Below are 15,034 nucleotides of genomic sequence, written 5' to 3' on the forward strand. Positions count from 1 at the left end.
TATTTAAAGATTATATTATTTTTTTCGAACCTTCATATTAAGTGACTCAACTCCTAATGAAAACGCTATGGCAAAATACAAATATCCTTTTGGTATAGCTCCAACCGGTTTATTAAACACTTCTAAATGTGATAAATGCGCACCCTCAGTTATTAACATAAACCCAATTAAAATTAAAAATGAAAGTGCCAACATCTGAATAGTGGGATGTTTATTTACAAAATCTCCAACAGGTGTTGCAAAAATCATCATTATAATAATTGATATAGTAACCGCAACAATCATAATTATCAATGCCCCTGGAACACCGTTTGTCATACCAACCGCGGTTAAAACTGAATCAAAAGAGAACACAATATCAATCATTACAATTTGAAAAATTACACTTCCAAAAGAACTTTTGACCACATTCTTTATTGATTTTTTCTCTAACTCTTCATCTGTTCCTTCTACTTTATGATGAATTTCTTTGGTACTTTTATACAGTAAAAAGATACCTCCTAAAATTAAAATTACACTTTGACCTGTAATTCCTCCTTTAAGCCACGATAAATCAAAAGTAAAGAAAGCTGATTTCATAGAAATTAAATATGAAACACCAAATAACAATAAAATTCTAAATACAAGTGCTAATAAAAGCCCTAATCTAGTTGCTTTTTTAATTTTATCTTTGGGTAATTTACCCGCGGTTATAGAAATAAATATAATATTATCTATACCTAAAATAATTTCTAAAAAAGTTAATGTTAACAATGCAATCCATGCATCTGGGTGCAAAAATATTTCCATGATTTAATCTGCTATTTTAAAAATCTCACCTTTTTGAACAAAATTTGAGTACCCTATTACAGCTTCAAATTCATATGAGTTTTTCTCAATATTTGTTATTTTAACATGAATAGGATCTTCATCTATTGCCGTTTTAGGATGTAACATCTTCAGCGTATAATCAAAATTATTCTTCCACGAAATAGATAGCGTATCAATTCTATTTTCATATTTTTCAATTTGAATTGAATCTTTCCTAATAATAACTGTTTTTTCGTACCCTTTCCCTGCTGGAATTTCAAAAGTTCCAGTTTTAAAACGATCTGCTTTTAAAGATTCAGTATTACAACTAATTATAACTATTAAAAAAAATAAAAATGCAATTTTTTTCATACTCTTGTTTTAAATGCCTGTGTAATTACTAGGTGTTATTGCTTTTAATTCAGTTTTAATTTCTTTAGAAACATCTAAACCATCAATAAAATTAGCCATAGATTTTTGCGTAATCTTCTCGTTTGTTCTAGTTAAACCCTTTAAAGCTTCATATGGATTTGGATATGCTTCTCTACGCAAAATTGTTTGAATAGCTTCTGCAACAACCGCCCAATGATTTTCTAAATCTTCCGCAAACTTTTCTTTATTAATTAATAATTTGTTCAATCCTTTTAACGTTGAAGTAAACCCAATAATTGTGTGGGCAAGTGGAACTCCTACATTTCTTAGAACAGTAGAGTCTGTTAAGTCACGTTGTAAACGAGAAATTGGTAATTTAGCCGATAAATGTTCAAAAATAGCATTTGCAATTCCTAAATTTCCTTCAGAATTTTCAAAATCAATAGGATTAACTTTGTGTGGCATTGCTGAAGAACCAACTTCACCTTTTTTAATTTTTTGTTTAAAATAATCCATAGAAATATAAGTCCAAATATCTCTATTAAAATCAATCAATATAGTGTTTATGCGTTTTTGCGCATCAAAAATACCTGCTAAATGATCGTAATGTTCAATTTGAGTTGTTGGAAAAGAATGGTGTAATCCCAACACTTTTTCAACAAAATGAGTTCCAAAAGCTTTCCAATCTATATTTGGGTAAGCAACTTTATGTGCATTAAAGTTACCCGTTGCACCACCAAATTTAGCAGCGTAAGGTATTTTTTGCAATTGATATACTTGCTGTTCTATACGTTCTACAAATACTAATATTTCTTTTCCTAAACGTGTTGGAGATGCTGGCTGTCCGTGTGTACGAGCCAACATTGGAACATCTTCCCAAGCAACAGCTAACTGTCTTAGCCTTTCCAAAAGGGTTGCCAATTCTGGGTAATAAACAATATCAAAAGCATCATTAATTGATAACGGAGTTGCTGTGTTATTTATGTCTTGTGAAGTTAATCCGAAATGAATAAACTCCTTAAATTGTTGAAGGTTAAGTACGTCGAATTTTTCTTTAATAAAGTATTCAACCGCTTTTACATCATGGTTTGTAATACTTTCAATGTCTTTAATTTTTTGAGCATCTTCTGAAGTAAAATCAATGTAAATACTTCGTAATTCATCAAAAAGTTCGATGTTAAAATCTGCTAATTGAGGCAACGGAATTTCACACAATGCAATAAAATACTCAATTTCTACTTTAACTCTATATTTTATTAGTGCTTCTTCCGAAAAAAAAGGTGCTAAATTTGCTACTTTACTTCTGTACCTACCATCAATTGGAGATATTGCGTTTAAACTTGTTAATGTCATTTGTTAGTTTTGAGTTTAAAAGTGCAAAATTAATGAAATAAAGCCAAAACTTATAGTTTTATTGCTTGTTTATCAAGTCTAAAGTTATCTTTCCTCTTGCTTTATATGCTGCACTTTCCTTGACGATGTTTTGTTGTAGTATTAATTTTAATTCTTGATGCACCCAATCGTAATTTTTACCCAATAAAAATAAGGCGTTCATGCTATAGGCTTTTGTAGCCACTTTATGGTCGCTTAGCATCCAATCAAAACATGTTTCAATAAATTTATCCACATGATTTTTAGTTAAAAAATTTTTAAATAAAATGTCTGTTTTGGAGGTAAAAGCAATCGCTATAAAATTACAAATTTTTGAAGCAGGACGCACTGCGCTATCATGAGTTAAAAATCCAATATTATCAGCAAAATAATCTAATTGTGGTGCAATTAAGTTCAATTTCTTTTCACAAACTATTTCCAAAACCCATGCTGCTTTAATGGAAACTTTGGGGTCTTCAGTAAACATAATTTCGATTAAATGTGGTACTAGTTCTGTATTTTCAAGCACCAAATATGCAACACGCTCTCTATTTATTCGTTTTGCATTTTCAATATTAATAAGTTGCTTTATTAAAAAATGTTTTGTCACAAATTATTTTTTTATTTATGAATTATGATTAGCTTTAAAATAAAACCACAAATTAGTTTTAACTTTACAACTTTCTAATTTTCAGCATCTTTATCTTTATTTTTTGGCAATAATTTATACAATAAATACACAAATACAACGATTACATGTAAAATAACAACAATAATTATTGTATAAAACCAAAAATTTGAAATTGCCATAATTTAATTTTGTTGTTAAATTTATAAAAAGAAAATAATATCTTTATTTTTTAAACCATATAAAATGAAAAAAATATTCTTAGGGATCTTAATTGTTATAATTCTAATTCAATTTATAAGACCCGAAAAAAATGTTTCACCTGAGGTAGTAAATGATATTTCCACAGTCATGAATGTTCCTAAAAATGTTCAAGAAATAATTAAAACATCTTGTGCGGATTGTCATTCTAACAACACCAAATATCCTTGGTATAGTGAAATTGCACCAGTCTCTTGGTATTTAGCATCACATGTAAATGATGGTAAAAAGCACTTAAATTTTTCTGAATGGGCAGCTTACAATAAAAATCAGAAAGAACATATTATTAAAGATTTGAAAAAAGAATTAAAATCTAAAGAGATGCCTTTAAATAGTTACTTATGGATTCATAAAGAAGCTATAGTTTCTCCAGAACAGTATAAAATTCTTTTAGATTGGATAGATACTTTTAAAGTTGATTAGCAAGTTATGAGGTTTGAAATTTATAAAACCATAATTATTAGTTTTTTAATACTCTTTTGTACGCAAACTAAAGCCCAAGAGCACATAAATAAATTCGATTTAAACGGGAATAGACATGGTGTCTGGAAAAAATATTATTCAAACAATAATATCAGATATAAAGGAGAGTTTAAATCTGGAAAAGAAATAGGTGTTTTTAAATATTACGATATTTCAGATTCAACACATCCTACAATTATTAAAACATTTAAACCCAATAGTACTATTGCAGCCGTTAAATTTTATACCCCTAAAGGTATTTTAGAAAGTACTGGCGAAATGATTGGGAAAAACAGAATTGGAACATGGTTGTATTATTACACAGATGCAAAAACTTTGATGATTGAAGAAAATTATAAAAATGGTGTTTTAGATGGTGAATATAAAAGTTATTACAAAACAGGAAAAATCACAGAAATTCTAAATTATAAAGAAGGTAAATTACATGGGTCTGCAAAACGATTTGCAGATAATGGCGTTTTATTAGACGATTTAAATTATTTGAATGGAAAACTAGAAGGCCCCGCAAAATATTATAATTTATATGGAAAATTAATATATGCTGGAAATTATAAAAATGATCAAAAAATTGGAGAATGGGAATATTATGAAAATAGTAAAAAAGAAAATAAACCATAATTAAAACAATAATTATATATTGCAAATAATTAAAAAAGAATTATTAACTAAAACTATCAAAATTGGATATATCTAAAATTTTTGAAAATAACAGAGTATGGATAGCCGAAAAACTAAACAAAGATGAGGACTACTTTACAAACTTAGGTAAAGGGCAGAGTCCACAAATTTTATATATTGGTTGTTCAGATAGCAGAGTCTCTGCTGAAGATTTAATGGGTGTTCAACCAGGAGAGGTTTTTGTTCATAGAAATATCGCAAATATGGTTCCTAATACAGACTTAAATGTAATGTCGGTAATAAATTATGCCGTTAGCCATTTAAATGTAAAACACGTTGTAGTTTGTGGGCATTATTCTTGTGGAGGTGTAAAAGCAGCAATGCAATCTGAAGATTTAGGTATTTTAAACCCGTGGTTAAGAAATATTCGTGATGTATATAGATTGCATCATACCGAATTAGATTTAATTAAAGACGAGCAAAAAAAATATGATAGACTGGTTGAATTAAATGTTCAAGAACAATGTGTTAATGTTTTAAAAACTTCTGATGTACAAAAAGCTATTTTAGATAAACATATTACAGTGCATGGCTGGGTATGGGATATTCATTCCGGTAAATTAGTAGATTTAAAAATAGATTTTGATCAAATATTAAAGGATATTAGAGAGATTTACCGCTTATCACTTGATAATTAGACTGTAATCTAGAATTTATTTATAATAAGTATAAAAAAACCTTCTTAAAATTTTAAGAAGGTTTTTTTAATTATACTACAATTCTAATTCTCTAAACAAAAAACTTGATAATAAATAATATAGCAATAATTATCATTATTGGTTTTATTTCTTTAAATCTTCCCGTAAGTAATTTTAATAACACATAAGATAACATTCCAAAAACAATACCTTCTGCAATACTATACGTTAGAGGCATCATTATAATTGTAAAAAATGCAGGAATTGCTTCTGTATAATCTGTTAAATCAATTTTCATTATTGGAGAAATCATAAATAATCCAACAATTATTAATGCTGGAGCTGTTGCTGCAGCAGGAATAATCATAAATAATGGTGCAAAAAACAAAGATAGCGCAAACATAATTGCAACTGTTAGGGCTGTCATACCCGTTTTACCGCCTTCTGCAACGCCCGCTGCACTTTCAACATATGTTGTTACTGTTGAAGTTCCTAAAATTGCTCCTACAAAAGTACCAATAGAATCTGCGAATAATGCCTGTTTTACTCTTGGCACTTTACCGTCCTTATCTAACATTCCAGATTTTGAAGAAACTCCAACCAACGTTCCAACTGTATCAAACATATCTACAAATAAGAATGTAAATAATACAATTAACATATCTATTGTAAATATTTGGGAGAAATCAAATTTAAAGAAAATTGGTTCTATTGATGGAGGTAAACTCACCAACGTAAAATCTTCTGGAACAATAGTTACTCCAACAAACAAACCAAGAATAGTTGAAGCTAAGATTCCAATTAAGATAGCTCCTTTTATTTTTTTTGTTAATAAAACACCAATAATTAAAACACCTGCTAATCCAACTAAAACAGCAGGTTCTTTCATACTTCCTAAGCTAACTAACGTTGCAGGATTATCAACTATTAAACCAGTTCCTTTTAATCCAATAAAAGCTATAAATAATCCTATACCTACGGAAACTGCATGTTTTAAATTCAATGGAATAGAATTCACAATAAGCTCTCGAATATTAAAAGCTGTTAATAAAATAAAGATGATTCCTTCTAAAAAAACTGCTGTAAGGGCAAATTCCCAAGAATAGCCCATTCCGAGTACAACTGTAAATGCAAAAAAGGCATTTAATCCCATCCCTGGCGCTAACGCGAAAGGTAATTTAGCAACTAAAGCCATTACTAAAGTCGCTATAACAGCAGATAAGGCGGTTGCAGTAAAAACTGCATCTTTGTCCATTCCAGCTGCACTTAAAATCCCTGGATTTACAGCTAAAATATACACCATGGTCATAAAGGTGGTGATTCCGGCTACGATCTCTGTTTTTAAGGTTGATTTATTTTCTGTTATTTTAAAAAATTTATCTAACATAATTTTAGTTTAAATATTCCACTTAATTGCTAAAGTTGGTCTTCCTTTAATAGCATCACTTCCACCACCAAAATTTGAAGAAATTTCTAACTCTCCTCCTACTGAAAAACTCTTATTTAAATGATACCACAATTGAGGCTCTGCTAAAAACACGTTTAAGTCTGTATAACCAAAAGCAAACTCTCCTTTTTCGGTCCAATAATCTGCAAAACCAGAAAAGGTTAATTTCTCAGGTACTAAATTCCAATACCAAGTTCCTGTTATTTGAAAATTCCCTTCCCCAGCGCCTGTAAATGCTTTGTAACCAGCATAGGTTGAGAATCCCCAAGTTGCATTTCCTTTAGAGTAATTAGCTCCAAAAATCCAAGCTTCAGGAATGGTAAAACCATTAGTATGTCCCGCATTGTATTCAACGTGTAAACCAACTGGCATTTTTTCAGTTTTTAAAACACGTGCAATTTCAAAATATCCTAAACCCGTTCCAGTAGCAGAATTGTAATCAAAATCGATAAATGTAAACGTATTACCGTATTTATCCATTTTAAATAATTCGAAAGTAGTTGTGAGGTGTCCTCTTTCAAAATCATTATGCAATTGAAAGTTTTGAGCCGCAACAGTAGCAGTTACCAAAATCGTAAAAAGTGTGATTAGTTTTTTCATTATAAAGTGTTGTTGATGGTTAATAAAATTAAGCTTCAAAATTACTTCATAAAACACTACCTAAACAGCTAATTAAAATTCAATTATTAACACTTAATTAACTATTTATAATGAAAATAAATAGTAGACCATAAAAATGCACTATACTATTATAATTTTCTTTGAAAAATAATTAATAAAAATCAATATTCAGAATAAAAAAATAAATCCTTTTAATTTAAAACTCTAATTCTACAATATAATTCCTACAAATTAAATAATTCAACAAAAGCACTTCTTTAACTTGATTTTCAATAACTTGTGTTGTAACTTTAAATAAATATTCTAAAACATATTAACTTATGAAACGGTCAAGGTTATTAACCCGCCTTTGGGAGTTTCAAAATAAGTTTGGTTTTATTTCAGATAACGCCATTTTGGAAATTGCCCAAAAATTAAGGGTTTCAAAAATTGAAATTGAAGGAGTTATTTCATTTTACCACTTCTTCCACCGAAAACCAACTGGAAAATACATTATTTACTTAAATAACAGTATTATTTCAGAATTTAAAAACTTTGAAACAGTAAAAGTTGCTTTCGAAAAAGAAACAGGATGTACTTTTGGAATCTATAGTGACAATCCATTATTTTCTTTGTTTGAAACGTCTTGTATTGGTTTAAGCGATCAAGAATCAGCCGCGCTTATTAATTTTTATCCTTTTACAAACTTAACTCCTAAAAGAGTAAAAAAGATTGTTAATCATTTAAAAATTGGAAAAGATTTAAGCGAAATTGCAGACAACCCTACTAGTAAAATTCACTACACCCCTAACGAAGAAAAAACAATTTTCTTTAGAGACTATATACTCGGAAATGCTTTGCAAAATTTAAACAAAAATACTCCTGAAGGGGTTTTAGAGACATTATTTAAAACAAAATTAAAAGGTCATGGTGGCGCATTTTTTTCAACGGGTTTAAAATGGAAATATTGCAAAGAAAGTACTTCTGAAAAAAAATATATTATTTGTAATGCTGATGAAGGCGAGCCAGGAACTTTTAAAGATAAGTCTTTAATCAATAATTTACCTGGTTTAATTATTGAAGGAATGGTTATTGCTGCATTTATAACAGGAGCAAAAAAAGGCATTATTTATCTACGAACAGAGTACAATTATTTACTGGAGAAATTACAAAACACCATTGCAGAGTTTAAAGAAAAAGGTTTTTTAGGAAAACAAATTTGTGGAATTAAAAATTTTAATTTTAACATCAAAATTCAATTAGGTGCTGGAGCTTATGTTTGTGGTGCTGAAACTGGTTTAATTGAGTCATTAGAAGGTAATCGTGGAGAACCAAGAATCCGAAAATATTTTCCAACAGAATTTGGATATTTAGGGTATTCAACTGTTGTAAACAATGTTGAAACCTTTGCAAAAGCTGCTAGGATTATTGAATTAGGCGCAGATCATTTTTCAAAAATTGGTACCGAAAATAGCAAAGGAACAAAAATAATAAGTGTTTCGGGTGATGTTGCAAAACCTGGTATTTATGAAGTTGAATGGGGAATTACTTTAAAAGAATTACTTCTTTTATCTCATGCTACAGCACCATACTTTGTACAAATTAGTGGTCCTTCGGGCGAATGTATTAATCAAGCTGAATTTAATAGAAAAATATGTGAAGAAGATTTGCTTTGTGGCGGTTCTGTTATGGTTTTTAATCGTTACCGAAGTATTATTCAAATTATAGAAAACTTTATTAATTTTTTTAATAAAGAATCTTGCGGGGCCTGCACACCCTGCAGAGCGGGAAACCAAATTCTACTTGAAAAAATTAAAAAAATTAAACGAGGTATTTGTACTACAAAAGATTTAAATGACATTAAAGAATGGGGAAAAATAATTGCTCTGGGCAGCAGATGTGGTCTAGGACAAACCTCTTCCAATACTTTAATAATGGCATTGGATAAATTTAAAGATTATTTTGACCTAAAAGTAATGAGCTGTGATATCAATTGCAATATTGAATTTGATATGGAAGCAGCTGTTTTTGATTACGACAATTTGATAAAAGAAACCCAATATTAGGTTTAATATTGTAATACACATAAAGTTATATTTTTTATTGTTTTTATATTTATCAGGTGTGATTTTTATAATAAATCTATTTTTAATGACATATATCATATAATTTTTATATTTATTATAAATAAATAATATAATAAATAATGGCTAAATATAAATTGTGCAAAAAAAACTGTTCGTTTTATTAAAAAAAAAGTAATTGCCACTATAAATCAATTCATTATAAATAAATCCAACGAAAACGTTTTAGAAGCTTTTATAGAAAGTCTATAAGTCATAACTTTAGTTACAGCAAATATCAATAATTTCTTATGGATAGAACACATCTATTAAACAAACTTTGGGAATATCAGTACCAATTTGGATTTGTATCGGATGAGGCAGTCTCTATTATTTCAAAAAAATTAAATGTCTCAAATATTGAAATTGAAAGTGTTATCTCTTTTTATCACTTTTTTCATAAAGAACCAACCGGTAAACATACAATCTACTTAAACAACAGTATTATTTCCGAACTAAAAGGTTTTGAAGCTATAAAAGCAGCTTTTGAAAAAGAAACAGGCTGTACTTTTGATGAACAAGGAAATGATGAATTTTCTTTATTTGAAACCTCCTGTATTGGCTTAAACGACCAAGAACCTGCTGCACTTATTAATTTTATGCCATTTACAGGTTTAACTCCTAAAAAAGTTAAACTCATCATTCAAAAAATTAGAAACGGTGAAAATGTAAAAGATTTTGCAAGCAACGTTAAAAGCAATATACAATATATTCCTAAAGATGATAAAGCCATAATATTTAGACCATACGAAATGGGTGCAAGTATTAAAGAAGGTTTAAAACATTCACCTCAAGAGATCATTGATAAAATATACAAATCTAAATTAAAAGGTTGTGGAGGAGCTTTTTTTGATGTAGGTTATAAATGGCAGTCTTGCAAAAATAATGAAGCTGATGAAAAATTTATTATTTGTAATGCTGACGAAGGTGAGCCCGGAACATTTAAAGACAGAGCCATTTTTCAGCACTTGCCTGGATTGATAATTGAAGGAATGGTTTTAGCAGGATATGCTGTTGGAGCCAAGGAAGGCGTCATTTATTTACGTGCTGAATATCAATTTTTCAAAGAAGAATTAGAGGTACTAATTCAAGAATTTAAGAATCAAAACTTCCTAGGGAAAAATATTCAGGGAGTTAATGAATTTGATTTTAACATAAGGATCCAATTAGGAGCAGGCTCCTATGTTTGCGGTGCTGCTTCAGGTTTAATTGAATCTATGGAAGGTAGAAGAGGCGAGCCACCTGTACGTGCATGGTCGGCAACAAAACACGGTTTTAAACACAAGCCAACTGTTGTTAACAATGTTGAGTCTTTAGCCTATGCTTCTCGTATTATTGAGTTAGGTGAAGATTTCTTTTTAAGTATGGGAACTCCTAAAACTCCAGGCACTAAATTAATTAGTATTTCTGGTGATGTTGCAAAACCTGGAATTTATGAAATTGAATACGGAACTTCTATTAGAGAATTATTAGGAATTGAAATGAGTCAAGCTACAGCTCCTTATTTTGTGCAAGTTAGTGGACCTTCGGGAGAACCTGTTTCCCCAAGTGAATTTGACCGAAGAATTTGCATGGAAGATATTTTATGTGGTGGTTCGTTTATGGTATTTAATCGAACTCGGGATATTCTTCATATCCTTAGAAATTTTATGGAATTCTTCAAAGAAGAGTCTTGCGGAGTTTGTACTCCTTGCCGTGCTGGTAATTTTATATTAAATGAAAAAATAAAAAAAATGCAACGAGGATTGGCATCTACAATAGAAATTGAAGAAATAAAAAAATGGGGAAATATCATTAAAATCTCGAGCCGATGTGGTTTAGGAAAGTCTTCACCAAACTCTCTTATTTATTCATTAGATAAGTTTAAAGAATATTTCAATTTAAAAATTGCTCCTGACAACGAACTTCAATATGTTGAATTCGATATGGAAGCAGCAGTTTCTGAGTTTGATAGTATAATTAAAGACACACAATTATAGATTGAAACCGAATAAACATGGAAAATGTAACATTTAAAATAGACGGAAGAGATTGTATAGCTGAAAAAGGACAAAACCTAATAGAGGCTGCGAAACAAAATGGTATTTTTATACCAACACTTTGTCTCTTCAAACATTTAAACCCTATTGGAAGTTGTAGAGTTTGTACTGTAAAAAGTAATGGACGATCAATGGCTGGTTGTACATTAACAGTTGATGAAAATATGGATTTTGAAGTAAACACTCCTGAATTACTAGATACACGTAAAGCAATTCTAGAAATGATGTTTGTTGAAGGTAATCATTTCTGTCCTTCTTGCGAAAAAAGTGGTGACTGTCAAATGCAAAATTTAGGTTATGAAACAGGCATAAGCCACACACGCTTCCCACACTTATTTGTAGATCGTAGAGTTGATGCTCGCCCTGAAAGAATCGTTATTAATCAAAATCGTTGTATCAAATGTAAACGCTGTATTGAAGATATTAAAACAGTAGATGGCTACAAAGTATTTAACTTAACTAACCGAGGTAACGATACTGTAGTTTCTGTAGACTATGAGCAAGAGGCAAAACTTTCTGAATCGGAAGCAGCATATGCTATGCATATTTGTCCAACTGGTTCAATTTTAGTTAAAGGAAAATCATTTAGTAAGCCATTTGGAGATCGTCAATTCGACTTTATTAACGCAGGTAAAAATGTTTCATTAACTGATTTTAAAAAGAACAAAATAACTAATTTTAATAGGAAAATACGCTTAGCAACAACTTCATTAGCTGGTTGTTTCGGGTGCCATATGTCACTTTTAGATATAGATTTAGGAATATTAGATTTATTAGAAGTTATTGAGATTAATAAATCTCCATTAACCGATATTAAACAATTTTCTAAAAGATGTGATATTGGTTTAATTGAAGGAGGATGTTGTAACACTGATAATATTGAAGTACTAAGAGAATTTCGTAAAAATTGCGATATTTTAGTATCTGTTGGTGAATGTGCTATTTGGGGTGGTCTTCCTGCAATTAGAAATACAATTCCTTTAGAAGAATGTTTAAGAGAATCTTATTTAGATTCTATGACAAGTGAAGAAGGTGAAACAATAATCCCAAATCATGAAGACATCCCAAAAATTTTGAACAAAGTATATTCTAACCATGAAGTGGTGAAAATTGATTATCACATTCCAGGATGCCCACCAAACGCAAATCACATTTGGAACGTTGTAAAAAATTTATTATTTGAAGGAGAACATGCAATTGAATTTCCTGAATTTAAGTATGACTAATTTTAAAAATCAAAAAAGATGAATAAGAAAAAAATAGTTATAGAACCAGTAACACGCGTTGAAGGCCACGGAAAAGTGACCATAAAAATGGATGAAAATGGAAAAGTTGAAAATGCGTTTTTACATATTGTAGAATTTAGAGGATTTGAAAAATTTATACAAGGACATCCTTATTGGGAAGCTCCTGTTTTAGTGCAACGTTTGTGTGGAATTTGTCCAGTAAGTCATCACATTGCAGCAGCTAAAGCTATTGACCAATTAGTAGGTATAAATCCAGAGAATTTAACTCCAACAGCAACTAAACTGCGTAAATTACTACATTACGGACAAGTTTTTCAGTCGCACTCTTTACACTTTTTCTATTTAGCTTCACCAGATATTTTATTTGGAGTGAATGCTCCTGCAGAACAAAGAAATATTGTTGCGGTTGCACAGGCTGATAAAGAACTTGCCAAAAAAGGTATCTTAATGCGAAAATTTGGTCAAGAAATTATCAAAGCTTTGGCTGGAAAAAAAATACACGGAATTTTAGCCGTTCCAGGCGGTGTTCATAAAACATTTACGAAAGAAGAACGTGAGTATTTTTTAGATGGAAAACAAATTCCAAATATTGATACTATGATTGAATGGTCGAAAGAAATTATCGACTTTATGAAAAACTATCATTTTGAAAATGCACAATGGATAGATAATTTTGCTGCATACCCATCTAATCACCTTAGTTTAGTTCATAAAGAAACTGGCGCAATGGAATTATATGATGGAGACTTGCGTTCTATTGATTTTGAAGGAAATGAATTGTTAAATATTCCAGATACTGAATATCGTAATCATTTTAAAGAAGCTGTTGAACCATGGTCTTACCTAAAATTCCCTTATATGACAAAATTCGGAAGAGAAAAAGGTTGGAACCGTGTTGGGCCATTAGCACGTATGAATACGTGCACACATATTCCCACACCGTTTGCAGAAATTGAACGTCAAGTATTTAAAGGATACACACAAAATAAGCCCAATAATATGACAATGCATACACATTGGGCACGTTTAATTGAAATGTTACATTGCGCCGAATTAATAAAAGATTTATTGTTGGATGATGATTTAATGGGCACGGATTTAGTAACCCAAGGAACTCCAAGAAACAAAGGTATCGGTATTATTGAAGCACCAAGAGGAACACTTATTCACGAATATCATACAGATGATAAAGGTTTAATTACTAAATGTAATTTAATAGTATCAACAACTCATAATAACGAAGCTATGAATCGTGGAGTTAGAGCTGTTGCTAACGAGGTTTTAAGTGAAAAACCTGAAATAACGGAACCTATGCTTAATCAGGTTGAAATGGCTATTAGAGCTTATGACCCTTGTTTAAGTTGCGCAACTCATGCCTTAGGACAAATGCCGTTAATAGTTCAATTAGAAGATAATCTAGGAAATATAATTGATGAAAAGATTAGATAACATTCTCATTATTGGAATAGGAAATAACACTCGTCAAGACGATGGTCTTGGCTGGTGTTTTTTAGATAATTTATTAAAAGAAGGCTACAACGAAGAAAATTTAGTATACAAATATCAATTAATGGTGGAAGATGCCGAATTGATAGCAGAATATGATACAGTTATTTTTGTTGATGCTTGTATATCTGAATTAAAAAATGGTTTTGAAATTGATCGTATTTACCCAGCCGAGAAAGTAGCGTTTTCTACTCATGAAGTTCCTCCTAATCAAATATTAAATTTATGTGAAAATATTTACAATAAAAACCCAAAAGCATTTATGATAAAAATTCAAGGGTATTTTTGGGATATTGAGATTGGACTTAGTGAAAAAGCCACAGAAAATTTAAAAAAATCTATTGAAGATTTTAAACTTTCAAGACTTTAAACTTACTTGGTTTAAAGTCTTATAACAAAAATACTAAAAAGAAGTAACCATTTATAAAGCGCCAAAAGCAGTAAGTACCAGTTTTCTGCCTCCGCCATAATCTCTGTGTTCACACAAATAAACACCTTGCCAGATACCTAAATTTAGTTTGCCGTTTGTAATGGGAATCTGAATTGAACTTCCTAATAATGAACTTTTAATATGAGCTGGCATATCGTCTGCCCCTTCATAAGTATGAATATAATACGGCATATTTTCAGGAACAATGTTATTAAAATGACTTTCAAAATCGGTTCTAACAGTAGCATCTGCATTTTCATTAATGGTTAAACTTGCAGAAGTATGCTTTATAAAAACTTGTAATTGTCCAATTTTAATATTCTTTATTTGGGGCAACGCATTTATAATTTCAGAAGTAATTAAATGAAATCCTCTTTTAACTGGTTTTAAACTTATTTCATTTTGATAAAATTCCATAAACT

At 30.1% G+C, this 15,034-nt stretch carries 16 protein-coding genes; 8 read left to right on the top strand and 8 right to left on the bottom strand.

From position 1 onward, the window contains the following. Positions 1-15: 15 nt before the first annotated feature. The 5 genes from IEW75_RS14905 to IEW75_RS15930 form a co-directional block, all read right to left on the bottom strand. A complete protein-coding gene (locus tag IEW75_RS14905; protein ID WP_134246319.1) occupies positions 16-789 on the bottom strand; it encodes a TerC family protein in 774 nt (257 codons plus the stop codon). A 3-nt stretch (positions 790-792) separates the two neighbouring features. Next, entirely contained in the window at positions 793-1,161 is a 369-nt protein-coding gene (locus tag IEW75_RS14910; RefSeq protein ID WP_134246318.1) for a hypothetical protein, read from the bottom strand. 9 nt (positions 1,162-1,170) lie between these two features. Continuing rightward, a complete protein-coding gene (gene purB / locus IEW75_RS14915; RefSeq protein WP_134246317.1) occupies positions 1,171-2,514 on the bottom strand; it encodes an adenylosuccinate lyase in 1,344 nt (447 codons plus the stop codon). Between the two features lie 58 nt (positions 2,515-2,572). Then, positions 2,573-3,142, bottom strand: a complete 570-nt coding sequence (locus IEW75_RS14920) for a HEAT-like fold family protein (protein WP_134246316.1) — start codon at positions 3,140-3,142, stop codon at positions 2,573-2,575. A gap of 74 nt (positions 3,143-3,216) precedes the next feature. After that, positions 3,217-3,342, bottom strand: coding sequence for a hypothetical protein (locus tag IEW75_RS15930; protein WP_262711402.1), 126 nt, complete (start codon positions 3,340-3,342; stop codon positions 3,217-3,219). Positions 3,343-3,406: 64 nt separating this feature from the next. On the opposite strand from IEW75_RS15930, the gene IEW75_RS14925 reads away from it, so the two are divergent. From IEW75_RS14925 to IEW75_RS14935, 3 genes are all read left to right on the top strand, one after another. Continuing rightward, positions 3,407-3,844 (top strand): heme-binding domain-containing protein, encoded by a 438-nt coding sequence (locus IEW75_RS14925; RefSeq protein ID WP_134246315.1) that lies wholly within the window; start codon positions 3,407-3,409, stop codon positions 3,842-3,844. Positions 3,845-3,850: 6 nt separating this feature from the next. Then, entirely contained in the window at positions 3,851-4,522 is a 672-nt protein-coding gene (locus IEW75_RS14930) for a toxin-antitoxin system YwqK family antitoxin (protein ID WP_134246314.1), read from the top strand. A 62-nt stretch (positions 4,523-4,584) separates the two neighbouring features. Beyond that, a complete protein-coding gene (locus tag IEW75_RS14935) occupies positions 4,585-5,220 on the top strand; it encodes a carbonic anhydrase (RefSeq protein WP_134246313.1) in 636 nt (211 codons plus the stop codon). 91 nt (positions 5,221-5,311) lie between these two features. On the opposite strand, the gene IEW75_RS14940 is transcribed toward IEW75_RS14935, so the two are convergent. Together IEW75_RS14940 and IEW75_RS14945 are read right to left on the bottom strand one after the other, a co-directional pair. Continuing rightward, complete coding sequence (locus IEW75_RS14940; RefSeq protein ID WP_134246312.1) at positions 5,312-6,607, bottom strand: NCS2 family permease; 1,296 nt, start codon at positions 6,605-6,607, stop codon at positions 5,312-5,314. A 9-nt stretch (positions 6,608-6,616) separates the two neighbouring features. Then, complete coding sequence (locus tag IEW75_RS14945) at positions 6,617-7,267, bottom strand: DUF5020 family protein (protein WP_134246311.1); 651 nt, start codon at positions 7,265-7,267, stop codon at positions 6,617-6,619. 341 nt (positions 7,268-7,608) lie between these two features. Between IEW75_RS14945 and IEW75_RS14950 the strand changes: the two genes are divergently transcribed. The 5 genes from IEW75_RS14950 (at position 7,609) to IEW75_RS14970 (ending at position 14,552) form a co-directional block, all read left to right on the top strand. Continuing rightward, on the top strand, positions 7,609-9,333 hold the full coding sequence (locus IEW75_RS14950) for an NAD(P)H-dependent oxidoreductase subunit E (protein WP_134246310.1): 1,725 nt from the start codon (positions 7,609-7,611) through the stop codon (positions 9,331-9,333). Between the two features lie 308 nt (positions 9,334-9,641). Continuing rightward, on the top strand, positions 9,642-11,369 hold the full coding sequence (locus tag IEW75_RS14955; protein ID WP_134246309.1) for an NAD(P)H-dependent oxidoreductase subunit E: 1,728 nt from the start codon (positions 9,642-9,644) through the stop codon (positions 11,367-11,369). A 17-nt stretch (positions 11,370-11,386) separates the two neighbouring features. Further along, a complete protein-coding gene (locus IEW75_RS14960) occupies positions 11,387-12,655 on the top strand; it encodes an NADH-quinone oxidoreductase subunit B family protein (protein WP_134246308.1) in 1,269 nt (422 codons plus the stop codon). A gap of 18 nt (positions 12,656-12,673) precedes the next feature. Beyond that, on the top strand, positions 12,674-14,125 hold the full coding sequence (locus IEW75_RS14965) for a Ni/Fe hydrogenase subunit alpha (RefSeq protein WP_134246307.1): 1,452 nt from the start codon (positions 12,674-12,676) through the stop codon (positions 14,123-14,125). Then, the gene (locus tag IEW75_RS14970; protein WP_134246306.1) at positions 14,109-14,552 is read left to right on the top strand and encodes a hydrogenase maturation protease; all 444 of its coding nucleotides are present in this window, start codon (positions 14,109-14,111) and stop codon (positions 14,550-14,552) included. Before IEW75_RS14965 ends, IEW75_RS14970 begins: the two co-directional genes overlap by 17 nt. 51 nt (positions 14,553-14,603) lie before the next feature. Here the strand turns inward: IEW75_RS14970 and IEW75_RS14975 are convergent, their stop codons facing one another. After that, on the bottom strand, positions 14,604-15,029 hold the full coding sequence (locus IEW75_RS14975; protein WP_134246305.1) for a secondary thiamine-phosphate synthase enzyme YjbQ: 426 nt from the start codon (positions 15,027-15,029) through the stop codon (positions 14,604-14,606). Positions 15,030-15,034: the final 5 nt, after the last annotated feature.

It is taken from the genome of Lutibacter litoralis (assembly GCF_014646675.1).
GTDB lineage: Bacteria > Bacteroidota > Bacteroidia > Flavobacteriales > Flavobacteriaceae > Lutibacter > Lutibacter litoralis.